The organism is Pedobacter suwonensis (assembly GCF_007833675.1).
Classification (GTDB): domain Bacteria; phylum Bacteroidota; class Bacteroidia; order Sphingobacteriales; family Sphingobacteriaceae; genus Pedobacter; species Pedobacter suwonensis.
On record NZ_CP031708.1, the window covers coordinates 4,659,305 to 4,683,972 of the forward strand.

24 protein-coding genes are annotated in these 24,668 nt (G+C 38.4%); 11 read left to right on the forward strand and 13 right to left on the reverse strand.

Annotated elements, in window-relative coordinates; all coding sequences use genetic code 11:
- Nucleotides 1-32 precede the first annotated feature (32 nt).
- The 7 genes from DV942_RS19275 to DV942_RS19305 form a co-directional block, all read right to left on the reverse strand.
- Nucleotides 33-593 carry an RNA polymerase sigma factor gene (locus DV942_RS19275; RefSeq protein WP_145860263.1) on the reverse strand — a complete coding sequence of 187 codons (561 nt, stop codon included), beginning with the start codon at nt 591-593 and terminating at the stop codon, nt 33-35.
- A 77-nt stretch (nt 594-670) separates the two neighbouring features.
- Complete coding sequence (locus DV942_RS19280) at nt 671-1,627, reverse strand: transketolase family protein (RefSeq protein ID WP_090986115.1); 957 nt, start codon at nt 1,625-1,627, stop codon at nt 671-673.
- Between the two features lie 88 nt (nt 1,628-1,715).
- On the reverse strand, nt 1,716-2,561 hold the full coding sequence (locus DV942_RS19285) for a transketolase (RefSeq protein ID WP_090986113.1): 846 nt from the start codon (nt 2,559-2,561) through the stop codon (nt 1,716-1,718).
- Nucleotides 2,562-2,618: 57 nt separating this feature from the next.
- A complete protein-coding gene (gene bcp, locus DV942_RS19290) occupies nt 2,619-3,083 on the reverse strand; it encodes a thioredoxin-dependent thiol peroxidase (RefSeq protein ID WP_145860265.1) in 465 nt (154 codons plus the stop codon).
- Nucleotides 3,084-3,205: 122 nt separating this feature from the next.
- A complete protein-coding gene (locus DV942_RS19295) occupies nt 3,206-4,939 on the reverse strand; it encodes a M23 family metallopeptidase (RefSeq protein ID WP_145860267.1) in 1,734 nt (577 codons plus the stop codon).
- 3 nt (nt 4,940-4,942) lie between these two features.
- On the reverse strand, nt 4,943-5,554 hold the full coding sequence (locus DV942_RS19300; protein WP_145860269.1) for a fumarylacetoacetate hydrolase family protein: 612 nt from the start codon (nt 5,552-5,554) through the stop codon (nt 4,943-4,945).
- Nucleotides 5,555-5,627: 73 nt separating this feature from the next.
- On the reverse strand, nt 5,628-6,158 hold the full coding sequence (locus DV942_RS19305) for a T9SS type A sorting domain-containing protein (RefSeq protein ID WP_145860271.1): 531 nt from the start codon (nt 6,156-6,158) through the stop codon (nt 5,628-5,630).
- 179 nt (nt 6,159-6,337) lie between these two features.
- Between DV942_RS19305 and DV942_RS19310 the strand changes: the two genes are divergently transcribed.
- Nucleotides 6,338-8,296, forward strand: a complete 1,959-nt coding sequence (locus DV942_RS19310; protein WP_145860273.1) for a KUP/HAK/KT family potassium transporter — start codon at nt 6,338-6,340, stop codon at nt 8,294-8,296.
- A 255-nt stretch (nt 8,297-8,551) separates the two neighbouring features.
- Here the strand turns inward: DV942_RS19310 and DV942_RS19315 are convergent, their stop codons facing one another.
- The 3 genes from DV942_RS19315 to DV942_RS19325 form a co-directional block, all read right to left on the reverse strand.
- Entirely contained in the window at nt 8,552-9,067 is a 516-nt protein-coding gene (locus DV942_RS19315; protein WP_145860275.1) for a transposase, read from the reverse strand.
- Nucleotides 9,068-9,305: 238 nt separating this feature from the next.
- Nucleotides 9,306-9,857, reverse strand: coding sequence for a hypothetical protein (locus DV942_RS19320; protein ID WP_145860278.1), 552 nt, complete (start codon nt 9,855-9,857; stop codon nt 9,306-9,308).
- Between the two features lie 16 nt (nt 9,858-9,873).
- Nucleotides 9,874-11,823 (reverse strand): amino acid permease, encoded by a 1,950-nt coding sequence (locus DV942_RS19325; RefSeq protein WP_145860280.1) that lies wholly within the window; start codon nt 11,821-11,823, stop codon nt 9,874-9,876.
- Nucleotides 11,824-12,116: 293 nt separating this feature from the next.
- Here DV942_RS19325 and DV942_RS19330 point away from each other — a divergent pair, with 293 nt between their 5' ends.
- A complete protein-coding gene (locus tag DV942_RS19330) occupies nt 12,117-13,340 on the forward strand; it encodes an MFS transporter (RefSeq protein WP_145860282.1) in 1,224 nt (407 codons plus the stop codon).
- A gap of 615 nt (nt 13,341-13,955) precedes the next feature.
- On the opposite strand, the gene DV942_RS19335 is transcribed toward DV942_RS19330, so the two are convergent.
- From DV942_RS19335 to yihA, 3 genes are all read right to left on the reverse strand, one after another.
- Nucleotides 13,956-15,659: a M3 family oligoendopeptidase gene (locus tag DV942_RS19335; protein WP_145860284.1), complete on the reverse strand. Its 1,704-nt coding sequence runs from the start codon at nt 15,657-15,659 to the stop codon at nt 13,956-13,958.
- A 96-nt stretch (nt 15,660-15,755) separates the two neighbouring features.
- A complete protein-coding gene (locus DV942_RS19340) occupies nt 15,756-16,613 on the reverse strand; it encodes a UbiA-like polyprenyltransferase (RefSeq protein WP_090986088.1) in 858 nt (285 codons plus the stop codon).
- Nucleotides 16,614-16,720: 107 nt separating this feature from the next.
- A complete protein-coding gene (yihA, locus tag DV942_RS19345; RefSeq protein WP_145860286.1) occupies nt 16,721-17,344 on the reverse strand; it encodes a ribosome biogenesis GTP-binding protein YihA/YsxC in 624 nt (207 codons plus the stop codon).
- Nucleotides 17,345-17,507: 163 nt separating this feature from the next.
- Between yihA and ubiE the strand changes: the two genes are divergently transcribed.
- The 9 genes from ubiE (at nt 17,508) to DV942_RS19390 (ending at nt 24,588) form a co-directional block, all read left to right on the forward strand.
- Nucleotides 17,508-18,239 carry a bifunctional demethylmenaquinone methyltransferase/2-methoxy-6-polyprenyl-1,4-benzoquinol methylase UbiE gene (gene ubiE / locus DV942_RS19350; RefSeq protein ID WP_186462350.1) on the forward strand — a complete coding sequence of 244 codons (732 nt, stop codon included), beginning with the start codon at nt 17,508-17,510 and terminating at the stop codon, nt 18,237-18,239.
- Nucleotides 18,236-19,033 (forward strand): type IX secretion/gliding motility protein PorT/SprT, encoded by a 798-nt coding sequence (porT, locus tag DV942_RS19355; protein ID WP_145860288.1) that lies wholly within the window; start codon nt 18,236-18,238, stop codon nt 19,031-19,033. Before ubiE ends, porT begins: the two co-directional genes overlap by 4 nt.
- A gap of 88 nt (nt 19,034-19,121) precedes the next feature.
- A complete protein-coding gene (locus tag DV942_RS19360; RefSeq protein ID WP_145860291.1) occupies nt 19,122-19,880 on the forward strand; it encodes an SDR family oxidoreductase in 759 nt (252 codons plus the stop codon).
- 194 nt (nt 19,881-20,074) lie between these two features.
- A complete protein-coding gene (locus DV942_RS19365) occupies nt 20,075-20,521 on the forward strand; it encodes a GatB/YqeY domain-containing protein (protein WP_145860293.1) in 447 nt (148 codons plus the stop codon).
- 173 nt (nt 20,522-20,694) lie between these two features.
- Nucleotides 20,695-21,459 (forward strand): alpha/beta fold hydrolase, encoded by a 765-nt coding sequence (locus tag DV942_RS19370; RefSeq protein WP_090986078.1) that lies wholly within the window; start codon nt 20,695-20,697, stop codon nt 21,457-21,459.
- Nucleotides 21,460-22,122, forward strand: a complete 663-nt coding sequence (locus tag DV942_RS19375) for a CBS domain-containing protein (protein ID WP_145860295.1) — start codon at nt 21,460-21,462, stop codon at nt 22,120-22,122. It abuts the gene before it with no gap.
- Nucleotides 22,123-22,131: 9 nt separating this feature from the next.
- On the forward strand, nt 22,132-23,013 hold the full coding sequence (locus DV942_RS19380) for an NAD kinase (protein WP_090986075.1): 882 nt from the start codon (nt 22,132-22,134) through the stop codon (nt 23,011-23,013).
- Between the two features lie 2 nt (nt 23,014-23,015).
- Nucleotides 23,016-23,828, forward strand: coding sequence for a type IX secretion system protein PorG (gene porG / locus DV942_RS19385; RefSeq protein WP_090986073.1), 813 nt, complete (start codon nt 23,016-23,018; stop codon nt 23,826-23,828).
- 19 nt (nt 23,829-23,847) lie between these two features.
- Nucleotides 23,848-24,588, forward strand: a complete 741-nt coding sequence (locus tag DV942_RS19390) for an isoprenyl transferase (RefSeq protein ID WP_090986071.1) — start codon at nt 23,848-23,850, stop codon at nt 24,586-24,588.
- The last annotated feature ends 80 nt before the right edge of the window (nt 24,589-24,668 follow it).

Sequence of the window (24,668 nt, forward strand, 5' to 3'; positions counted from 1 at the left end):
ACAGATATATGATACAATTATCATGAAAAGGTTTAATAGTCTATTTCATCATTTGTAATAAAAGCTTCAATTTTTTTTGCAGCAATGTGAAATGAAGCTTTTAATGCCCCTACAGAGGTTCCTAATACTTCCGAAATCTCTTCATATTTCATATCATCAAAATATTTCATATTGAAGATAATGCGCTGTTTTTCCGGTAAGGTGAGGATTGCTTTTTGAAGTTTGAGCTGGAGTTTGTCGCCGTTAAAATAAGATGTTGCTACCAAATTATCGGCAAGTTCGGACGATACCTCATCCAAAGGTGTATTGTTTCGCTGCTTTTGTTTGTTAAGGAAAGTGATGGATTCGTTAGTGGCAATGCGGTAAATCCAGGTGTAAAGTTGGGAATCATTTCTAAATTTATCAAGATTCTTCCAGACTTTAACAAATACCTCCTGCAAAAGATCATCACAGTCATCATGGTTTAAAACCAGCCTGCGGATGTGCCAATATATTTTTTGCTGATATTTTTTTAGTAACAGGTTAAAAGCTTCATTACGCGTTTGCTCAACGACAAACATGGCAAGAATTTCTGAATCTTCAACTTGTTTCATTACCTATAGATTTGAGATGTGAGAATTGAGATATGAGATTTGATAGTTTCTCAAACCTCATATCTAATTTCTCAAATCTATTTTTTTCTGCCAATTACTTTTTGAGCTGCTTCAACAATGTTTATGGCATCCAAACCATATTTAGACATTAATTGATCTGGTGTTCCGCTTTCTCCAAAAGTATCGTTAGTGGCTACAAACTCTTGTGGAGTTGGTAGTTCAGTTGTTAATAAACGAGCTACGCTTTCGCCTAATCCGCCAAATTTATTGTGCTCTTCACAAGTAACTACGCATCCGGTTTTCTTAACAGATGTTAGAATGGCTTCATCATCCAAAGGTTTGATGGTATGGATGTTGATAATTTCGGCATCGATACCCAATTCAGCTAATTTTTCACCAGCCTCAATTGCTTTCCAAACCATATGGCCGGTAGCAATAATGGTCACATCTTTTCCTTCATTAACCATCCAGGCTTTACCAATTTCAAATTTTTGATCCGGATCTGTAAATACAGGAATTACCGGACGGCCAAAACGCAAATAAACAGGACCTTCGTACTCTGCAATGGCGATGGTAGCTGCTTTCGTCTGGTTATAATCGCAAGGATTGATTACGACCATACCTGGCAGCATTTTCATCAAACCGATATCTTCCAAGATCTGGTGTGTTGCACCATCTTCACCCAGTGTTAATCCGGCGTGAGATGCACAAATTTTTACGTTTTTGTTCGAATAAGCTACTGATTGACGGATCTGGTCATAAACACGGCCAGTAGAGAAGTTGGCAAAAGTACCGGTAAAAGGAATTTTACCGCCAATGGTCATACCCGCTGCAATACCGATCATATTTGCTTCCGCGATACCAACCTGTGTAAAGCGCTCAGGGAAATCTTTAATAAAAGCGTCCATTTTAAGCGATCCAACTAAATCGGCACACAAGGCAACCACATTTTCGTTTTTCTTTCCAGCTTCATGTAAGCCAGCTCCAAAACCCGAACGTGTATCTTTTTTTTCTGTATATGTATATTTTTTCATTTTGTTTTAGATATGAGATATGAGATTTTAGATGTGAGATCAGGCGAACAATCGTCTCAAATCTCATTTCTATTGTCTCAAATCTAATTTAATAGTCCCCTAAAGTTTCTGGTAATTGCGCTAATGCAGCAGCTAATTGTTCATCATTTGGCGCTGTACCATGCCATTTATGGGTACCCATCATATAATCTACTCCGGCACCCATTTGTGTGCTCATTAAATTTAAGATCGGTTTACCTTTTCCTGTTAAGGTTTTTGCATAATGTAAACCCTCAACTATGGCCTTCATATCATTTCCATCAGTATTGATTACATGCCAACCGAAAGCTTCGAATTTAGCTTGTAGATCATCCAGGGCAAGCACTTTGCTGGTAGGGCCATCAATCTGCTGTCCGTTATAATCAACTGATGCAATTAAATGGTCAACTTTATTAAAAGGGGCAAACATAGCTGCTTCCCAGTTTTGTCCTTCCTGTAATTCCCCATCACCTAATAGGGCAAAAATATAAGATTTATCGCCGTTCAACTTTTTAGCCAAGGCAGCACCAATAGCTACAGATAGCCCTTGACCTAATGAGCCTGAAGCAATACGGATTCCTGGTAAATGTTCGTGTGTGGTAGGATGACCCTGCAATCTTGAATCCAGTTTACGGAATGTCGCCAGTTCGCTTTTATCGAAATAACCGGCATGAGCCAATGTACTGTACCAAACCGGAGAAATATGGCCGTTCGAAAGGAAGAATAAATCTTCGCCTGCACCTTCCATCGTGAAGTCGGTTTTGTGGTTCATCACTTCAAAGTACAAAGCAGTAAAAAAGTCTGCGCATCCAAGCGAAGCGCCGGGGTGACCAGATTGGCATCCGTGAACCATTCTTACGATATCTCTTCTGATTTGAGAGGCAATATCTTCTAGCTCTTTAATTGTATGTTTCATTAAAATAAGAGGTTGTTGTTGTATAACAAAGGTAATATTTTACCTGCTATATCATAATTAGTTATTGATTAAATTGAGGACTTGTTGGGTGGCATTTTTGGTATCAACTTTTTTAATGATATGGATAATTTTTCCATCCCCATCAATTATAAAAGTGCTGCGAACCGTGCCCATGTATTTTTTGCCATACATATTTTTTTCTGCCCAAACTCCATAGTCATTTACAATTTTCTGGTCGGTATCAGCCAGGAGGGTAAATGGTAAATTGTGTTTGGTTACAAACTTTTGATGTGATTTTTCATCGTCAACGCTGACGCCTAAAACGACAATTCCCTTGTCCTGTAAGCCTTGATAATTGTCTCTAAAATCGCAGGCTTCAGCAGTACACCCCGGGGTATCATCTTTGGGATAAAAATAAAGTACAACTATTTTTCCTTTATAATCGCTTAACGAAACTTCGTTTCCATTTTGATCTTTTGATGTAATTGCAGGTGCCTGATCACCTTCTTTTAACTCTGCCATATATAAAATGATTCAATTTTTATGTTCATGGATTTATTAATTAATGCTGCAATGTAAACAGTTTAAATTACTATCCTGTTCGTGTGAATTTAAAAGATGACATTTTAAAACATTTTTACCACTTATTTGGAAAAATGTATCGGATATCGTCTGGTGTTTTCTTTCATATCCGTAACCACCAGTTCAAACGAATGTTTGCCAGATGGCGTTCGCTCATCAAAGCTGTGCCAAAGTGTTGCAGTTTTGGCATCAAATTCCATCAATACCCATTGACCATCGATATAACCATCAAAACTTTTTATTCCGGATAGATTATCGCTGATCTTTAAAATGATTTTAGATAAACCTGCCATATTTTTCCCCTCCGAGATATTTACAGGTGATATTCTTGGCGCAATGGTATCAATGGCAATATAAAAGCTCCCAAAGTTCTTTGGTCTGGCCCTAACATAACCGTTCTCGAAAAAACCACCCTGCGATGAACCGTTTGCATTTACAATCAGTGCTTTACTCCTGAGGTTTTCCGGAAGCTGATCAGCCTTGATGGAGATGTCAAATCCGATATGCAATGGTGTATATCTGTTGTGAATCTGATGAACAGCCGACCAGGCATTACCTGCAGGTTTAGGTAGTTTTTTATAAGTGAAGTTTAAATCGCTATACAATGTTCCAAGCGGGAAAAACACTTTGATATCGTCAGTAGTAAATTCGTTTGTTTTATTGTAGGGATAAATTGTTCCAGAAGGGACAATAAGGACTGTAGCAGTTGCTACGCCCGCATTTACAGTAAAAGGGAGAACAGAAGTATTTCCTTTTGAATCGGTAATAATATAGCGAAGCTGATGTGAAGTACCATCATTGAAGTTAATCCTGCCGCTATTTACCAAACCACTGTAAATTTTTAACGGGTTGCCAGGTTCAACAAAACTTTTCTGGATACTTCTTTTGGTATTGAGGTAGGTAGGATAGTCGATATGTGAGTTGATGGCTTTGCTGTTCTCAAAAGCAAAACGTTCTAAAGCCGAAGTATATACCTTTTTTCCATCAACTTCCAATTCGATGGAATAAACACCATTAGTGCCTGACAAACCATTATGCCTGTCGGTTACCACAATGCCGAAACCAACCTCACCGGTTAAACTGATGGGCGCAACGGTTTTATAACTGCCGTTGGCACCACTAATGCCAATAGCCTGTTTTGGCGTATTTTCATTAAAAGTTTTGCCGTTTAACCGATATACATACAATCCATGGATTACAGGGGGGATATTATCGGGAATGATGATCCCGAAAAACTGGGGATTAATGGTTTCTTCAGTTTTGGTATCTCTGATTTCGAAATGCAAATGCGGGCCACCAGAGCTGCCACGGTTACCAGACCAGGCAATAATTTCTCCCTTATGTACAGGGATTAATATGGCATCAGGAAATTCATCAATTTCGAATGATTTCTTTTCATATTCAAGGTTTTTAACAATCGTAGCAATTTTCGAAGCAAAGCGCTGTAAGTGCCCGTAAACGGTGGTAAAACCATTGGGGTGATTAATGTAGAGCGCCTGTCCAAAACCGCTGTTCTGTACCCTTAACCTCGATATATATCCGTCTGCAACCGCATAAACAGGATAACCTTCACGCTGGTTGGTCCTGAAATCGACTCCTGAATGAAAGTGATTGGCCCTGATTTCTCCAAAAGAACCTGCCAGGGCAGGAGGGGTAATATCCAAAGGCTGTCTGAAATCGGTAATCGGGTATTTGTTGTTGCTGAAGATCTGTTGTGCCTGAACGAAAGTAGAAGCGGCTAAAAGGCAAACTGAAATGTAAAATTTTAATTTGTATGGGATCGGGTTGTTAATCATTCGTTACTTAACATCAAAATTTAAAAGTTGTTTTTCTTCCAACCAGGCTTCCAGCTTGTCCCCTCTATTTATTTTTCCTACACCCTGAGGTGTTCCGGTAAAAATTAAATCGCCTTTCTTTAATGTGATGTATTGAGAAACAAAACTGATTATCTTTTCGAAAGAGAATAACAAATCTTTGGTATGTCCAATCTGCCGGCTTTCGCCATTAACCTTTAATTCGAAATTCAGATTGTAGAGATCTTTGTAATCGCTTTTAGGCAGGAAAATACTAACTGGTGCCGAATTGTCAAAAGCCTTAGCCAGCTCCCAGGGCAAACCTTTTTCTTTGTGTTTTGCCTGGATATCGCGTGCGGTGAAATCAATACCCAGACCCACCTCATCATAATAATTAGCTGCAAATTTTTCAGCAATGTGTTTTCCTTCCTTACAGATTTTTAGAACGACTTCTAGTTCGTAATGCACATCATCAGAAAAATCGGGAAGGTAAAAGGGCTTATTGTCTTTTAATACGGCTGTATCTGGCTTCAGGAAAATTACAGGAGCGGTTGGAACCGGGTTGTTTAATTCTTTTGCATGCTCTGCATAATTTCTGCCAATGGCTATGATTTTCATTCTTAATTATAATATATGTGAAAATAACTGGGGAATTAACCCGCATCATTCAAAAATAGAAAAGAAAATGGTGTTATAAAACTGAGATCCGTTTTACCTGGCTTTCTGAACCTGCAATGACCCTTAAAAAGTAGATGCCAGGGTTGATCCTGCTAGGAACGGCAAAGTTCTTGGTATGCTCACCCGCATTTAAACGTTCGTTCAAAAGCGTTGCTACTTCATTTCCCAGTAAATCGATAATTTTAATCGTAGTCTGAGTGCCGTCTTTTCCAATAGATAGGATGATATTTAACTGATCTTCTACCGGATTAGGATATATTTTTAAAATATTCAATAGCTTATCTTTAGCTACAACGGTTGTGCTTTTAGTTACTGTAGAGTAAGTATTGAACATTCCTGAACCGCCAGTAGTCATAAAGAGTGGCTTGTAAGGGGTAATATTGGCTTTAATTTCAGGAATCCGACCAGCTTTTTTTGTCCGGCTTTTTAGGCTGATGTGGATGCTATCCGTTTGTTGCGACCAAGAATTTGAGCTGCACAACAAAACAATGCACCATGTGCATACAAGTTTTGTGAGCAACGTTATCTTAGTGTAGAGTTTCATCAAATTGGTATAGCAAATGTATTAATTTAAAACAAAGAAATTAAACATTTTGTTTAAAACCCATAATTTAACACAATTTAACAATAAAATTTAATTTTCATAGTGTTAAAAATACACAATAATTTGGTTGTTAAATTGTTATAGTTAGTTTACTTTTGCCGCACTAAATAATCAACGAAGTGTCAAATCATAAAAATGTCAACGCGTTAACCGCCGGCGGTGTTCTAATTAGTTTAGGAATTGTATTTGGAGACATTGGTACATCACCCCTTTATACCTTAAATGCGATTTTCACCACAATTTTAGGAGGGAAGCAGGATATCAATCCGTTAAATGTTTTGGGTGTTTTATCCTGTATTATTTGGACATTAACCTTACAAACCACCGTTAAGTATGTTATCATTACCCTTAGGGCAGATAATAAGGGCGAGGGTGGTATTTTCTCTTTATTTTCTCTGGTGCGTAAAAAAGCAAAGTGGTTGGTTGTTCCGGCCGTTGTAGGTGGCTGTGCCTTGCTTGCAGACGGTATTATTACGCCAAGTATCACCGTTACATCAGCCATTGAAGGGCTTACCAATAAATTCGATGTGCCGGTTATTCCCATTGTGCTCACCATTTTAACTATCCTGTTTGTTATTCAACAGTTCGGTACCAATATGGTGGGTAAACTATTTGGTCCGGTCATGTTTGTTTGGTTTGCGGTACTGGGTGTGGTAGGCGTATCTTATGTAATCAAGGATTTTAGTATTCTCAAGGCATTTAATCCTTATTATGCCATACATCTATTAGCTACCAATAAACTGGCATTTTTAATTTTGGGCGGTGTATTTTTATGTACCACCGGGGCAGAGGCCTTATATTCTGATCTGGGCCACTGCGGTAGAAATAATATTCGGATCAGTTGGATTTTTGTAAAACTCACGCTTATTTTAAACTATTTAGGGCAGGGCGTTTGGATTTTGCAGAACAGTGGCAGTTATGTTCCGGGCGCAAAAATGAATCCGTTCTTCCAGATTGTTTCGAGTCAGTTTCAAATTCCGATGGTGATATTGGCTACAATGGCTGCGGTAATTGCCAGCCAGGCTTTAATTAGTGGCTCTTTTACCCTAATTGCAGAGGCGGTACGCTTAAACCTTTGGCCAAAAATTAAAATTATTTATCCATCAGTTTCAAAGGGCCAGTTATATGTGCCATCGATCAACTGGATGTTGTGGATTGGATGCTGTGGTATCGTACTGTTGTTTCAAAAGGCAGAAAAAATGGATGCCGCTTATGGTTTGTCCATCACCATTGCCATGCTGATGACAACAATTCTGGTGAGCTTTTATTTAAGAAGCAGGCGTTTTCCGAAATATTTAATTGCCTTATTTTTCTTTACTTATGTGATTATTGAGGGCACATTTTTGATCAGTAATTTAACCAAGTTCTTACATGGCGGATGGGTAACGGTAATGATTGGTTCTTTATTGTTTACGGTAATGTGGAGCTGGTTTGTAGCGCGTAAAATTAAAAACCGTTTCGTTAAATATGTCGAAATAGAAGATTACTATGAGATTTTAACCGAATTGAGCAGTGATGAATCTGTTCCCAAATACTCCTCACAGTTGGTTTATTTAACCAGTGCCAACTTCAAAACAGAAATTGAGTCGAAAATTATTTATTCCATTATCCAAAAAGAGCCAAAACGTGCTGATGTGTATTGGCTGGTGCATGTTGACGTAATGGATGAGCCGTATACGATGGACTATAAGGTTGAATTCCTGATCCCAGGTAAATTGATCAGGATTGACTTCAGGCTAGGTTTCAGGATTGAACAACGGGTAAATTTATTATACCGTAAAGTGGTTGAGGAGTTGGTGAAAAATGGAGAGATCGACATTACCAGCCAGTACACCTCTTTAAACAAGCATAAAATTGCGGGTGATTTCAGATTTGTACTGTTAGAAAAGCATTTATCGAAGTTTACTAAACTGAGTTTCTATGAAAGGCAGATTATGGATTATTATTTTATCCTTAAAAAATTAAGTTTATCTGAAGAGCGAAGTTTTGGTCTGGATAGCAGTTATGTGGATGTAGAGAAAGTTCCGTTAATTTTTGTTACACCAGATGATATTGAATTGCATAGATTACCAGTGTAAGCAATGAGAACAGCATTGTTGATTTTGGGTACTGTGCTATTTATAGCAGGTCCCGCAGCCAAGATATACCACTTTGATCATGCGAATAGCTACATGATCGCGTCTGGATTAGGCCTCGTGATGATCACCTCTCTGGCATTTCTAAAGAAGAAGTAACATAATCCTCTTTCTGTCAAAGAAGGAGGACTTCTCATTTTTCAATAAAACTTATCCTCATTCCACATCTATCGGTTGGTGTCCCACCAACCGAAACAATTAATCTCTAAAATGTGTCAGTATCTTAAATTGATCAATCCCAGTTTCATAAAAGTTTGCACTACTCCACTTATAATCTTCAGGATATTTGCATAAGTTCCATTTTTCTTTAATCGGATTATCATGTATATAATCTAATTTTTGTATCCAAATGCTTTCTTTACTTAATGGAATAGCTAGCGGATCTCTTTTCCAAAACTGAAAAACTCTATCATTCTTTTGAGATCGATATTGATTTATGAGCATCGGACTATTAACCAAAAGATATTTTCTAAATTGGTGCGCTGTGAATTTAGTAAAACTCGCAGCTGGAGATTCTTTTCCATTTAATTTGAGGATGTTCCAAATTAAATGGATATGATTAGGCATGATGACGTAACCGTAAACTTCTATAAGTTTTTGATCGACTAGAAATTTCAGCGAATTTATGATAATCATTTTTAGATTGTCATCACTTAATAAGTGAGCAAAATTGCAGATGGTATCAGTATAAAAGTATGGATAGTTGTAATCCATTTGTCCCTGTCTTTTGTAAAAGATATGCATTGTTCATTTCATATTTGAGGTGCAGGGACAACCTAATACAATATACAGATATAATGACTAACATCAAATTATTTTCTGTCGGTGAGACACCGACCGATAGAATGAAGGGGGGCGGTTGGTGTCTCACCAACCGAGGTAATTGCTTTTTTTTTGAATAAAATAGGCCGAAATAAATTCTAGAAAAATGTATAGGTTATTAAGTAATAATTTACTGCTTTTTCCTTAAGTATTTGGTCATTGTGTTGGTGTAGTGATCATCAAAGCCTACAGCAGAAATTTCCTTATATTTTACCTTGGTCGGTTTATCATCCAGATAACCCGCAGGATCGAAGTTCAAAATCTTTAAACTTCGTTTCTTTACTTTTACAATCTCCCCAATTTTAAAAAAGAATCTTTTATCGTTTTCATTTTCTACCGTGCAGTTTAAATTTGTGTCTTTAATGGAATTGAATATAGTTTCCCAACTCTCCAGATCAAATTGATAAGGCATTTCGATCAGCTTTTTCTGTCCCTCCTGTTCCATTATCGAATCGAAAAATTGATCATAGTTGTTGTGTCTGATCTTGGTAATAGAAGATATTGGAAAAATGGTAAATCCGTTAAACAGAAAATCATCGTTCACTTTAAGGAAAACGAAATCAAATGAGTGATCTAAGATATAACCGTGAGAAAGTATGTAAGATTTATTACCAACGTCTCTTTTAATTTTGACATAGTTTTTATCTTCCTGATGTTTCTCTATTTTCTCAAAAATTGTCATATCATTCATCTATAACTTAAACCTCTGGATTTGCCAATTTACTATGCTTGTACCCATAGGCAAAATAAACCACCAAGCCTACTACCAGCCAGATACCAAAGCCAATCCAGTTTGAAATACCAAGCTCGCACATCATATATAAGCAGCTAATTAAGCCCAAAACCGGAATCAACGATAAGTTTTTGGTAATGCAATAGTAAGTTATTACTACACAGATGATTAAGAAAATCCACATCGGAATTTTATGCTTAAATAAACCCCAGCCGCTTTCGTATTTTTTCTCTACGGGAACTTTAGAGGCAGAAATAAACTGTTCATAACGATCAGCTGGTAATGCACTCAGGTAAGATTCTGCATCTACTTTCTCGGCCAGTACAATCTGTGGCGCAGCATTTTTAACAATTTCTTCTTTAACAATTTTAAGTTCATCGCCACTTAAGGAGGTAACAAAAGTTACGGTTTGAATGGTTTTAGGTGAATTGAAAAAGAATGCTTTGGTTTCTTTACCAAATTTGGTGAATGCGAAGATCAAGGCACCAATTAAAACAAATGGAACAATAAATTTACTGTTTACATAAGGTATTTTAAATTTTCCACGTTGAACGTCGGGCCTGTTCTGTAACACTAAAACCCCTGCGCAAACCAATACAAAAGCAAAGAGCGTCCCGATAGAACAGAGATCGGTCACAATGGTAAGGTTCATAAACAATGATGGTACAGCTACTACAAAACCTACTACTATGGTTGCAAATGAAGGTGTTTTGTATTTCGGATGGATTTTCGAAAAAGATTTCGGTAGCAATCCATCTCTGCTCATGCTCATCCAGATCCTTGGTTGACCCATCTGAAATACCAAAAGTACACTGGCCATTGCAAATACCGCACTTACGGCAATAATACCGCTCATTAATTTCAAATCAATCTGGTCAAAAACAAATGCTAACGGATCGCCAACAGCTAAAGTATCTGATTTAACAATACCGGTTAAAACCAATGCAATTGCTACATAAAGAAGGGTACAGATAATAATCGCCCACATCATTCCACGCGGTAAATCGCGTTGAGGATTTTTACATTCTTCAGCTGTTGTGGATATGGCGTCGAAACCGATGTAGGCGAAAAATACCGCTGAAACGCCTTTTAAAACACCTGAAACTCCATTTGGAGCAAATGGATTCCAGTTTTTGGTATCGACATAAAATATACCTACCGCCAAAACCAAAAGAATTACTGCTAGCTTAACTACCACCATAGCGTTACTGGCATTGCGACTTTCTTTCATACCGCGGTAAATTAACCAGGTAATCAAAATAATGATGCCAAGAGCCGGAATATCTGCTACAATATGAAAACCACCGATAGTTGGGGCTGTAAGCCAGGCATTATTGGCCAGGGCTGTAGCCGGGTCCAAATCTGCCAGGTTTTTGCCTGCGGCTAATAGCGCTTCGGCATGTTGATGGCCGTTGTAGGCGCTTAAATAATCCATAGTCATCCAATCAGGTACGTGGATGCCATCAATGCCGAGCGGAGGTATTTTGATCGTGGAAAGTAACCCGGTGAAGTAATCAGACCAGGAGATGGCTACCGTGATATTACCAATGGAATATTCCATAATGAGCGACCACCCAATAATCCAGGCCACCAGTTCGCCAAAGGCTACATAAGAATAAGTGTAGGCACTGCCCGAAACAGGTACCATTGATGCGAACTCTGCATAAGCAAAGGCCGCAAAACTACAGGCAACCGCGGTAAAAATAAATAAAAAGATTACTGCAGGGCCGCCATCTGCACTTGCCTTGCCAATCGTACTGAAAATGCCCGCTCCAATAATCGCTGCAATTCCAAAAGCTGTTAAATCGCGTACACCGAGTGTTTTATGTAGTGTATTTTCATGATCGCCATAGCCTTTTGCCGCATCTTGTAATATCTTGGAAATAGATTTCTTTCTGAATAGCTTTTCGAACATCTTTTGTTTGCTTGTTTGCTCAAACTTATAAAAAGTTTGGCTAAAAACGTTTAAAGCAAGATATAATTTTCAATACACTATACCATCACACGACTAAAATGCAGCGAAAAAGAAGCCTGTTTATGGGGTTAAAGTCAAAATTTAAAATTATTTGCCTTGAATTGGCCTTTGGTTGATTGGTAAAATTTTACGCTGGTTAAAAGTGCTAAGTTTGTTGCCGAAAATCAATCAGATCAATATGCGCTATTAATTAGATTTTTAATCTGACCATTTTTTACGATAACAATATTAAGATGAATGCTGATACCACAAAAATAAAATATATTAAAGAGCGTCACCAGGGCCTGGCCACTATACTGGCCTTTGCCTTAATTCCATTATCGGGTTTTGCTACCGATATTTATATCCCCTCCTTACCAACAATGGCAGGCGAAATGCAGGTAAGCAGTGTTCAGGTTCAACTTACTTTAAGCATCTTTTTAATTAGTTATGGTGTTGCACAGCTTTTTATCGGGAGCGTGCTTGATAGCTTTGGCAGGTACAAAATCTGCCTGTACTCGTTATTGATTTTTGCAGCAGCAAGTATAGTCATTGCTACAACACATCACATTTACCTTATTTATTTGATGCGCGTTATTCACGGACTTACTGTAGGCGCAATTGTAGTAGCCAAAAGGGCATACTTTGTTGATCTTTTTGAAGGCAATCAATTAAAACACTACCTCAGTCTGTTTTCCATCATTTGGTCTACCGGGCCAATTGTAGCACCTTTTATAGGCGGTTACCTTCAAACGGTATTTGGTTGGGAATCTAATTTCTATTTCCTGGCTGGTTTCGCCCTCGTTTTTGCTTTACTGGAGTTGCTGTTCAGTGGTGAAACCCTAAAGCATTTTACCGATTTTCAGCTGAAAAAGATCACAGGCATTTATATCAAAATGATTAAAACACCCAGTTTTACTTTAGGCATTGTAATGTTAGGTCTAGCCTATTGTATGGTGATGGTTTACAACATGACCGGTCCGTTTATTATCGAACACCATTTTAAGTTCTCTCCCGTTATTGCCGGTTACAGCTCGTTGTTTTTAGGTTTTGCGTGGATGGTTGGGGGCTTTATTGGCAAGGCCACCATCAACAGGCCCTTCTTTAAACGATTAATGATCAACTCGCTGTTGCAGGTCGTTTTTGTAGCTTTAATGATCGTAAGCTTAAATTTTGTTTCCAACCTTTGGTCGTTAATTTTCTTCGCTTTTTTGATTCATATAGGGGCTGGTTTTACCTTTAACAATTACTTTACTTTTTGCCTGAGCAAATTCCCGAAAAATGCAGGCATTGCAGGTGGATTAACGGGAGGCATTACATATGTAATTGTATCATTTTTAAGCTACGGAATTGTAAATCTGATCCCCGCAAAAGATGAACGTAACCTGAGTTATAGTTATCTGATCATGATCTTGCTGTCGGTTTTAGTGATGTTTGTGATTCTTAGGATCAGCAAAAAGGATCAGGCTGTAGATTAATGATTATATGCATCTATGTAAAGTTATTTTTTTGAAGAGCAAAGCCTGTGAGGTATAGTTTAGTAAAATCCTTTTAGAAAGTTTTGGATAAAAATAATTATCCTTTTCCAAAAGGCAATCCATTCCATCTGTACTATTCAGCGGTGTACAGCAAATAATTACTGATTTTGATCATCTATTCGAAGATTGTGGTTCCGTGCCAGTTATGTTTCGTGGCAAAGAACTGCAATCGAGTCTTAGCGGGGCGCTAAGACCAGGTATAGATTGTCACGCAGAGCGGAGTCGAAGCGTCTTTAAAACATCCGTACACCAAACTAAAAGAATTAAGCTTAAGGTATAGGAAATCGGATAAAATTGACTTTAGTTGCCCAAACATCATTTAAATACATTGGCGGTTCTGCATTATTGTTTAGTTTCTGTGTCTTCTGTGTTTCCGTGGCAAAGGACTGCAATCAGGTCTTAGCGAGAAGCTAAGACTAGGTAAGTATTAAACTGTGTTCATCATTTTTATCCGTGGTTATAAACCAAAAAAGTCGTGGTAAATACCACGACCCTTATTATATTTATATTGAAGGGAAGCCTTCTAACCTCCATCTTTAAACCTTCTACCTTTCCTTATCCTAACTTTTCAAGTTCCGATTTCACAAAACCGGCCAGTTCTTCTACATATTCAGCACTGAAATCAAATTTAATTCCTGCAGTTTCGTAGATCTCGTTTATAGGTCTGGTATAACCCAAAGAAAGTGCTTCCAGATACTGTGCTAAAGCTTTTTCCGGATTTTCTTTATAGTTTTTCCAGACGGCTATGGCACCTAACTGGGCAATTGCATACTCGATATAGTAAAATGGAACTTCAAATAAGTGCAGTTGTTTTTGCCATACGTTTCCGAATTGCTGCTCCAGATCTGTCCAATCGGCAAACCCGGCACCAAAACGACTGTAAATCTGTTTAAATGTCTCTTCACGGTCGGCCGCTGTATGGTTAGGATTGGTGTAAATCCAATGCTGAAACTGGTCAATTACCGCAACCCAGGGCAATGTTTTTAAAACGTCGGCCAACTGTTCTTTTTTGGCACGCTTTAAATCTTCTTCATTATCGAAGTAAACATCCCACTTGTCCATTGAAATTAACTCCATACTCATAGATGCGAGTTCGGCTACTTCAGATGGACAATGTTTGAAATCATTGAGCTCTAAATTTGCGGTTAAAAAAGTATGGATGGCATGGCCACCTTCGTGAACCATAGTCGTCAAATCGCGTAAAGAATTGGCCGAATTCATGAAGATGAATGGTGCCCCTGTCTCGGCCAGTGGATAATTGTAACCGCCCGGTGCTTTACCTTTTCTGCTCTCTACATCAAAAAGATTATTGGCTTTCATGGTAGCCAATTTTGAACCCAGTTTTTCATCAATGGCATTAAAGCAGGCAATGCTTTTATCAATCAGTTCCTCGCCGTTGCTAAACGGTTTTAAGGCTGGTTTACCACTTACGCTAACTTCCAGATCCCAGGGCTTTAGCGTTTCTAAGCCTAGTGCCTCTCTACGTTTTTCGGCCTGTTCTTTTAAAATCGGGACAATTTCCTTTTCAATTGCATTGGCAAAATCATAACAATCCTGTGGGGTATAATCGAAACGTCCCAATGCCTGGAACATATAATCGCGGTAGTTTTCAAAGCCTGCATTTAAGGCAACCTGATTGCGCAGCCTGATCAGCTCATCAAACAAAATGTTTAAATCATCTTTGTCAACCAAACGGCGTTGCTGGATCGTCTTCCAGGCATGTTCGCGTACCTCGCGGTTTAAATCTTTAATAAAAATAGAGGCTTGCTCTAAAGTATACTCTTGCCCGTTTAACTCCACGCTCATGGCGCCGGTAATACTTTGGTATTTTTGCTGTTTTACCTGAAGCTCGGTAAAGAGTTCAATGTTTTCGTCGCGGTAAAGTTCTAAGGCTTTTTTAATGGCACGACTGTACACGAAATATTTTTCTTTGTCCAGATCATCCATAAACGGGCTTTCGACAAATTTTTTGTTCAGTTCGTTCGATAGCGGAGAGATCTTTGGCTCAATTTCCGTCGCAAAATATTGGAAGTTTTTGACCAATTCATCATTCGCCGTATCACAACTCATTTTAATGTATCTCCAGGCAAAATCTTCTTCCAGGGCAGCTTCCAGTTCCGAACGGTCTTTTAACCATTGCTCTAACTCAACGGTACTTTTTATTTCGCGGTTTTGCAGTTCAGTAAAAAGTGGTGCTAAATTTTCCCAGGTAATGTTCAGTTCCTGAGGAATATATGTTCTTGGTTTCTTAGTGATCATAGTAATTAATTATTTAATATGGGAATGATTGAAGGCGTGAATGGTTTTATGACGCAATGTTATAATCTCTCATTCAAAATTCAATCATTCACTCAATTATTTATGTCTTAAATACGCGTCTATTAAAAAGCATATAGCAAACACTACAGATGCATAACCGTTTAAGGTTTGAAATGCCCTGTTTACTTTGCTGATATCATTTGGTTTTACCAGTAAATGCTGATAAACAAGCATTGAACAGAAAAACACAATACCTACGTAATAAACCCAGCTAAAGGATGAAAAAAACACAGGCAAAATAACACAGGCAGCCGAAAGTATATGCAATAGCACAGAAACATTCAAAGCATTTTTAATGCCAAGTGCCGATGGGATGGAATGTAATTTTTCTTCTCGGTCAAATTCTTCGTCCTGAAGGGCATATATGATATCAAACCCACTTACCCAGAACAATACAGTTAACGAGTAAAGTACAGGCACCAGTGCAAAATGTCCGGTTACGGCAATATAGGCACCAATAGGGGCAAGGGCGAGTCCAAGGCCCAATACCAGGTGGCAAAGTGCAGTGAAACGTTTGGTGTAACTATAAAACAAAACCACAAATAAGGCCACGGGAGATAAATAGAAACAAAGTGGATTAATAAAATAAGTGGTAATGGCAAATAGCAGGCAATTGATGATGACAAAAGTAAGTGCCTCATTGGCCGAAACTTTTCCTGCCGGGATATCGCGCATTTTGGTTCTTGGGTTCTTCGCATCAATATTCCGGTCGAGGTAGCGGTTAAAAGCCATGGCCGAATTTCTTGCAAAAACCATACAAAGCAAAACCAGAATAAGTTTATACCATGAAAATGGATTTTCTGTTGTAGTTACGCCCAAGAAGAAACCGATCATGGCGAATGGCAGCGCAAAAACAGAGTGAGCGAATAATACGAGTGAAAAGTATTTTTTCATTTTTTAAAGATGATGACACAGATTATCTGATTACGCAGATTTTAGTTATTTGATTACACAGATTTTAGACGTTAAACTGAAATTGTGTACAGCAGACTGGAAAATGTTTAAAACTTCTTATAGTCTGTCGGAACGACGAAATCTTTATTTACCTCATAAATGAAGTTTAAAACTTCATCTTTTCCGGTTCCTTTTTCAGCAGAAGTGATAAAAGTAGCTGGAATTTCTTCAAAAAATTCGCCCAGCTTTTTCTTAAAGGCCGCAACGTTTTTCTGGGTGGTAGTCATCCCTTGTTTATCTGCTTTGGTAAAAATCAGCGAAAAGGGAATTTGTTTTTCACCTAACCAGTAGCAGAATTCAATATCAATTCCCTGCGGATCTAAACGGCTGTCTATCAAAACAAAAACGCATTGTAAGCTTTCTCTTTTAGTGATGTATGCCCGGATAAATTTCTCCCATTTCTCTCTGCTGGTTTTAGAAACCTTCGCATAACCATAACCCGGCAAATCGACAATATACCAGGCTTCGTTAACTAAAAAGTGATTAATCAACTGTGTTTTTCCGGGGCGCTGAGAAGTTTTGGCCAATCCATGTTGATTAACCAGCATGTTGATCAATGAAGATTTACCCACATTAGAGCGGCCAATAAAAGCATATTCAGGCATAAGTGGTGCCGGTAATGCCGAAATCTGTGTGTTGCTGCAAACAAATGTTGCCGTTTTGATAATCATAGTACAAAGGTATGGTTTTGAGTCCGAAGTCCGAAGTCCGAAGTCGGAAGTACAAACTGATGTTCTTTAATCTGATTTTTGACACTACGGTGAATACTTTGCACCAAAGACTTGGGACTCCGGACTAAAGACTCCCGACTTTTATCTATCTTTGCTTCATATCATGAATCAGAATATTACTCCATACCAGGTAGAAGATGCAACTAAAAAAGAGCAGGTTGCAACCATGTTCAACAACATTTCTGGAACTTACGATTTTTTAAACCATTTTCTTTCTTTAGGGATTGATGTGTTATGGCGCAAAAAAGCCATTAAAGAACTGGTATCTATCCATCCAAGAACTTTACTTGATGTGGCCACCGGAACTGGTGATTTTGCTTTTGAGGCCATAAAAAAGCTTCATCCGGAACGCGTAATTGGTGTTGATATCTCGGAAGGCATGTTAGACGTGGCCAGGAAGAAAATTAATGAACGTGTTTTAAATGAAGTTTTTACTGTTCAGGTAGGCGATTCTGAGGGACTGCATTTTGAAAACGATACGTTCGATGCCATTACCTGCGCATACGGGGTGCGCAACTTCGAAAATCTTGAAAAGGGATTAGCCGATATGTACAGGGTATTAAAGCCCAACGGTAAAATGGTGATTCTGGAATTTTCGAAACCAAAAGTTTTTCCGGTAAAACAGTTGTATAGTTTTTACTTTAAGCAGGTAACGCCTTTTTTTGGAAAACTCTTTTCGAAAGACCATAGGGCCTATACTTATCTGCCAGAATCGGTAGCCGCTTTCCCAGACGGAGAGGATTTTACCAGCCTGATGGAAAAAGTTGGGTTTAAAAGTACCAAACAAAGAATCTTAACGTTTGGAATAAGTTCGATATATGTAGGAACTAAATGATCAGAAAATTAAGCTTCATTCTTTCACTTTTGATGGTCTCTACAGCCACCTTTGCGCAAAACTGGGGCGGGGGGATAGATGATGAAGACTGGAGTTTTGGTTTTAATTTTCAGTACATATCGGCCGAATACAAAATTCATAAAAAGCCGAATTGGCGATCGCCTTTTTATGAAGTGCCAAACGCGCTTGATCCATCATATGATCCAAATTCGGGCATTCCAATTACTCCAAACTTAAATGCTATTTCCAGTGCTCCGTCTCAAGGCTTTGGGTTAGGGTTTGTGATGAACAGAATGATATCAGACAACTTTGATATCCGTGCAACACCTTCGCTTATTTTTAGTGATCGGGTAGTCACTTATGAGTATGAGCCTATGGCCCCGATTGATGTGGGCAACGGGCAAACTAAAAACTTCCAGACAGTAGTTGACAAGAAAGTACAGGCAACCATGTTCGAATTTCCCTTAGGCATAAAGGTTAAATCGAACCGGTTGAATAATTTTAGGGTGTATTGGCTTGGCGGAGCTAAATATTCAATTGATATCGCTTCGAAAAAGAAAACCTTCGATGAAGGAGAAGCAGCCGTAAACAAGTTTTTAAAAAATAAAAGGAATTACCTGTCGTACGAAACAGGTATTGGTTTTGATATTTATTTTGAGTATTTTAAAATGTCGCCCGAAATAAAACTCTCCTATTCGGCTAACGATTTGCTGCAGCATGACAATACCGTTTATGCCAATCCGATAGATAAGTTGAAATTACGTCAATTAACATTCAGTTTGATTTTTCAATAGTCAGGCAATCCAAAAAAACTTACCTTTGTTGGTATAGGTAATTAAAGCTTTTTTTAAAAAGCTTTACCGAGACTTAAAATTCATAGAAATGTCTAAAATAGCATTAATTACAGGTGCAACCTCTGGTATTGGTGAAGCTTGTGCCCATACATTTGCTCAGCAAGGTTACAACCTGATATTACTGGCCCGCAGAAATGATCGTTTGGCCAAAATTGCTCATCATTTAGCAGCTAAATATGCCATTGACATTCAGCAGGTTTTGTCTGATGTTCGCAATAATGAAAGCCTCACGACTGCTTTAGAGGCCTTGCCAGCAGAATGGAAAAAGGTTGATGTTCTGATCAACAATGCGGGCTTAAGCCAGGGTTTAGATCCTATTGATAAAGGTGACACAAATGATTGGGACACCATGATTGATACCAATGTGAAAGGTTTGCTTTATGTAACTAAAATTGTTTCCAATTGGATGATTCCCAATCAGTCAGGACATATTATCAACATTGGTTCTATTGCCGGTAAAGAAGTTTATCCAAACGGAAACGTATATTGTGCCAGTAAACATGCGGTAGATGCTTTGAGCAAAGGCATGCGTATCGATTTATTGCCCCATGGCATAAAGGTTACTGAAATTAATCCGGGAATGGTAGAAACTGAATTTTCGGTGGTGCGTTTTAAAGGTGATGAAGACCGTGCAAAAAAGGTATACGAAAACCTGGAACCACTAATTGCCGATGATATTGCCGATGCCATCTGGTACGTTGTGAGCAGGCCAAAACATGTTAATATCAACGACATGCTCATTATGCCAACTGCACAGGCTACCGCAACGATAGTAAATAGAGGTTAGTTAGGTTAACTGTGTAAACTGTATAAATTGGTTAACTGCTCAGGCGACTAACCTTTGAAACTGTTTAAATTGATAACTGTACAATTAACCGGTTTGAAAAAATAACCAACTGCAAAAGAACAAATTAGGTTTTAGGACTATGGGTTCCGCGATTAACCGATTTGAACAATTAACCGATTAACGATTAAAATAAAATGATATCAAATACAATAGATCAGGAAATTAAGAAAGCCATGCTGGCTAAAAATAATGCACAGTTAAGAGGCTTAAGAGCAATAAAGGCAGCTTTACTGTTGGCTAAAACAGAAAAAGGGTCTTCAGAAGAAATTACAGAAGAGGCGGAAATTAAAATTCTTCAGAAACTGATTAAGCAACGCCGTGAATCGGCTGATATTTATAAGCAACAAAACCGGGAAGACTTATATCAGGTAGAAAACGAGGAAATTGAGGTAATTAATCAATTCCTGCCAAAGCAATTAGACAGGGAAGAGGTAGCCTCAATTATTGAAGGGGTAATCAAACAATCTGGCGCCACATCGGTTAAAGATATGGGTAAGGTAATGGGGATGGCAAATGCAGCACTTGCCGGTAAAGCTGATGGTAAATTAATTGCAGAGATAGTTAAAGAAAAACTCGCTTAATTGCGGTAAAAGTTTAAAGGAAGAAGGTTAACAATCGCCGACGCTTATCGCTTTACGCTTTGCAAAAGACGTTTTTATACCGTTTTCGATTTTATTTCAGAAAAATGGCTGATAAATGCATAAATTTAATTTTACTCTACTAACTTAGTATTACAATACCATCTAAAATAGATATGACTTACCCGATAAAAGAAGAAGACGGATTTAAATACATTGAAGCTGGAACAGGCGAGACACTGGTATTGCTACACGGCCTAATGGGCGAACTCAGCAATTGGGAACAGGTTATAGAACAGTTTAAAGATCGTTATAGGGTAATTATTCCAATTTTACCAATTTACGAACTGCCTATTTTAACATTGGGCGTAAAAGCATTATCAAGATATCTTCACCGCTTTTTAAAATATAAAAATTTAAACCAGGTAGTGCTTATCGGCAATTCGCTTGGCGGTCATGTTGGCTTAGTGTTTACAGTGGCACATCAGGAGTTTGTTAAGGCGTTGGTACTTACAGGTAGTTCTGGCTTATATGAAAATGCTTTTGGAGGGTCTTTCCCGCGTAGAGAGAGCTACGATTATATCAAGGAAAAAGTAGAGTTTACTTTTTACGACCCTGCAACAGCAACCAAAGAACTGGTTGATGATGTTTTTAAAACAGTTAACGATAGATCAAGGGTGATCCGTATTTTGACCATGGCAAAATCGGCAATACGCCACAACATGGCTAAAGACCTTTCCAAAATTACCATACCGGTTTCATTGATATGGGGCAAAAACGATAAGGTTACACCACCGGAAGTGGCAGAAGAATTTCACCAACTGTTGCCTAACTCCGAATTAAACTGGGTTGATAAATGCGGGCATGCGCCTATGATGGAACACCCACAGATATTTAATGCATTTTTAGAAAAGTTTTTAGATAGAATATTGTTAAAGTAAATGTTTGCAGCAGAAATCATATCAGATGCAATTCCATCATTAAGCGCCGATGACACGGTACAGAAAGCTTTAGATCGTATGAACGATTTTAAACTAAAGCATTTGCCGGTTGTTAACGAGGGGAGTTTATTGGGGTTGGTATCTGAAGATGATTTGTTGAACATTGTTAATCACGATACGCTTCTAAGCGATAATGCCATAAACATACTTCATGTATTTGTGTTTAGTAATGCTCATGCTTACGATGTACTCCGGTTGTTCAACCAGTTAAATTTAACAGCCGTTCCGGTTTTGGATCAGCATAAAAACTATGCCGGTTTAATCCCTGTAATCAGTATGGTGAATGCCATGGCCGAACAGTATGCCGTAAATGAGGCAGGCGGAATTATTGTTCTGGAAATCGGTAACCGCGATAATTCATTGGCCCACATTGCCCAGATTGTTGAAGCCGATAATACACAGGTGCTCTCTTCGTATGTAAATTCTTTCGAAGATTCTACGCGTTTAGAGGTAACGCTCAAAGTAAATAAAACAGAAATTACTTCATTGGTAGCCGCTTTCGAAAGATATGATTATCTGGTTAAAGAGGTATACAATAACACCCAGATTGATGATGGATCGCAGGAGCGTTACGATTCTTTCATGAACTATTTAAATGTATAAACCTGCTTTATGAGGATTGCAATTTACGGAAGGGATTTTAATGATACGGTTTTGCCCTATGTACAAGAGGTTTTTAATCATTTAGCCGAACATCATATTCAGCCTGTTTTATATGCTAAATTTAAAACATCGCTACATGGGAAGATAAAACTTCCGGCCAATACCATTATTTTTCATAACCATACCGAACTAAAGGAACGTGCAGATGTATTGTTGAGCTTAGGTGGAGACGGTACATTGCTTGATACTTTATCATTGATTCGCAATTCAGGCATCCCTGTAATTGGGATCAACTTTGGCCGCCTTGGCTTTCTGGCCAGTATCAATAAAAATGAAATCGGATCGGCACTCCATGCCTTGATCAATAAAGAATATACCTTAGATTCCAGATCGCTCTTAAGGCTGGAATCAGATAATGGTTTATTTGGTGAAGAGAACTTTGCCTTGAACGATATTACCATTCACCGCCGCGATAATTCGGCGATGATGATTATTCATGCCTCAATGAACAATGAATTCATCAACTCTTACTGGGCCGATGGATTAATTATTGCAACCCCAACAGGTTCTACAGCTTACTCTTTAAGTTGCGGTGGACCAATTATTTATCCGGATTCTAAAAACTTTGTCATTACACCTATTGCGCCACATAATTTAAATGTACGGCCGGTTGTTGTGCCAGATGGCAATAAACTCTCTTTCGAGGTAGAAGCCAGAGAATCAAAGTTTTTGGTTTCGTGTGATAGCCGGACAGTTACTGTAGAGCGTTCAGTAAAAATTAGCATTAAAAAGGCAGATTTTTGCTTAAATCTTATCCGCCTTAATAATGAAACCTATTTAAACACGTTAAGGAATAAATTATTGTGGGGTATAGATACCCGTAACTATTGAGTATGGCTCCAGGCAAACAGCTGTTAATTATTCTACTTCTCATTGTTAATACGCAGCTGGTTAGTGCACAGCGTACAGTGGTGGGCAACCCTTCCTGGGAAGTTGGGATGATGGCTGGCGGAGCAGGTTATATGGGCGATCTTAACCAGAATAATCCATTGCAGGTAAGTGGTTTCTCAGGCGGTGCTTATGTAAAACGGAATTTTAATCAATATGTTGGCATCCGTTTAAATTACACCTATGGAGAGATCAGGGCAGATGATGCCGATTCGCGTAATGAACAGTTCCGCCAAAGAAACCTGCGTTTTAAAACAACGTTAAATGAGTTTAGCGGACTGGTAGATTTCAATTTTTTTAATTTTAACCTAGGCGGCGGAACGCGTCAGTTTACGCCCTATCTTTTTACAGGGCTGGGTTTTCTTATGTTTAAACCGACTGTAAATGTTTATGGTGAAAAATACCGGTTAGACCGAGTAGCCACCGAAGGTCAGGAAAATGGCTATAATAATGCTGTGTTAACTATTCCGTATGGCCTTGGGCTACGGTATAATTACAAATCTACATGGAGTGTTTTTACCGAATTGGGGTACAGGACGCCTTTTACAGATTATATTGATGATGTAAGCGGAAGGTATCCAACTAATCCAGCTTATGTTAAAAGCGGAGATTACTGGGTTAATTTATCTGATCCTTCAGCTAACCAGATTGGAATGCCGGGCACCCAAAGAGGCGATTTTAGAAAAAGGGATACTTATCTATTTGTTAGTATTGGCATATCTTTTACCTTTGTATCCTCAAAATGCTATTCCTTTTAAGCTGATTTTGACATAATTAATGGGATTTAAAGAACAAATAGACTATAGCCGCCTGCCGAAGCACATTGCCGTAATCATGGATGGTAATGGAAGATGGGCTAAAGGCCAGGGCAAAGTGCGGGTTTTCGGACATGAGCATGGTGTACTTTCTGTAAAAGATATTGTAGAAGGTTGTGTGGAAGTGGGTATCGAATACCTTACCTTGTATGCTTTTTCTACCGAAAACTGGAACAGACCCAAAGAAGAAGTAGATGCTTTGATGCAGATTCTAATTTCAACCATCAACAGAGAAACTGAAACACTTAATAAAAACAATGTTAAGCTGAATGCCATTGGCAATATTGCATCTTTGCCTCAGGAGTGTATTGATGATTTAAAAGAAGCGATGGAGAAAACCGCCCATAATGAAAAATGTACTTTAACACTTGCTTTAAGTTATAGTGCAAAATGGGAGATTATCGAAGCCGCTAAAAAAATTGCATCAGCCGTAAAAGAAAATGTCATTTCACTGGATGATATTAACGAAGACCTGTTTGCATCTAAACTCACAACCGTAAATATACCCGATCCTGAACTCATGATCAGGACCAGTGGCGAACACCGGATCAGCAATTACCTGCTTTGGCAAATGGCTTATACCGAGTTTTATTTTACTGATGTTTTATGGCCGGATTTCAGACGTGAAAATCTTTTCGAGGCTATTGTAGACTATCAAAAACGCGAACGCCGTTTTGGTAAAATTAGTGAGCAGTTAAACTAATTTTTCTTTTAACACTTTTTAACAAGCGTTTAAACTAACTTAGCACCACTTTTATACGATAAATGAAACCATAATAAGGG